The 1,175-nt window shown below is 55.7% G+C and carries 1 protein-coding gene; it reads left to right on the plus strand.

The features are described from left to right. Positions 1 to 1,175 (plus strand): UDP-glucose/GDP-mannose dehydrogenase family protein (locus H7F15_RS19305; RefSeq protein ID WP_185198641.1); only part of this gene is annotated, 1,175 nt, incomplete at both ends.

Here is a 1,175-nt window from a genome sequence, read left to right on the forward strand (position 1 = left end):
TGCATTGACATAGATGAAAACAAGATCGAGAACCTGAAAAAAGGGATTCTGCCGATCTATGAGCCGGGGCTGGAGGAAATGGTGCTGCGCAACACGCAGAAAGAGCGCCTTTCCTTTTCCACGGACCTGGCCACCAGCATCCAAGGCTGCGATGCCGCCTTTATAGCCGTGGGCACGCCTCCGGGCGAAGACGGCTCGGCCGACCTCAAATACGTACTGGCCGTGGCCCGCGCGATCGGCCAGCACATGAACGATTACCTGGTGGTGGTGACCAAGAGCACCGTGCCGGTTGGCACCGCCCAGAAGGTACGCCACGCCATTGAAGAAGAGCTGGCTACCCGTAGCGCCAGCATCCCGTTTGATGTAGCCTCTAACCCTGAGTTCCTGAAAGAAGGGGCTGCGATCGAAGACTTCCTCAAGCCAGACAGAATTGTGGTGGGGGTGGCCTCGGAGAAAGCCGAAGGGGTGATGACCAAACTATACAAGCCTTTCCTGATGAACGGCCATCCGCTTATTTTCATGGACATACCCTCTGCGGAGATGACCAAGTATGCCGCTAACGCCATGCTGGCCACCAAGATCAGCTTCATGAACGACATTGCCAACCTGTGCGAGATCATGGGGGCCGATGTGAACATGGTGCGCAAAGGCATTGGCTCGGATGCCCGTATCGGCAACAAGTTCATTTACCCGGGCATTGGCTACGGCGGTTCCTGTTTCCCCAAAGATGTGAAGGCCCTGATCCGCACGGCCAATGAGAATGGCTACGAAATGCGTGTCCTGAAATCGGTGGAGGAAGTGAACGAGCACCAGAAATCGGTTCTCTTCAACAAGATCATGGCCCACTTTAACGGCAACCTGGCCGGCAGAACCTTTGCTGTGTGGGGGCTGTCGTTCAAACCAAAAACAGACGACATGCGGGAGGCGCCCTCGCTGGTGATCATCAAAAAGCTGCTGGAGCAGGGCGCCCAGGTAAAAGCCTACGATCCGGTGGCCATGAAAGAGGCCCAGCACACACTGGGCGACACGATCCAGTATGGCAAAGACGAGTATGAGACCCTGATCGATGCCGATGCGCTGCTGCTGGTAACTGAGTGGCCTGAGTTCCGTTCCCCGAACTTTACAGTGGCCAGCAAACTGATGAAAGACAAAGTAGTGTTTGACGGCCGTAACAT

Source organism: Pontibacter sp. Tf4 (assembly GCF_014212495.1).
In the GTDB taxonomy this organism is placed as follows: domain Bacteria; phylum Bacteroidota; class Bacteroidia; order Cytophagales; family Hymenobacteraceae; genus Pontibacter.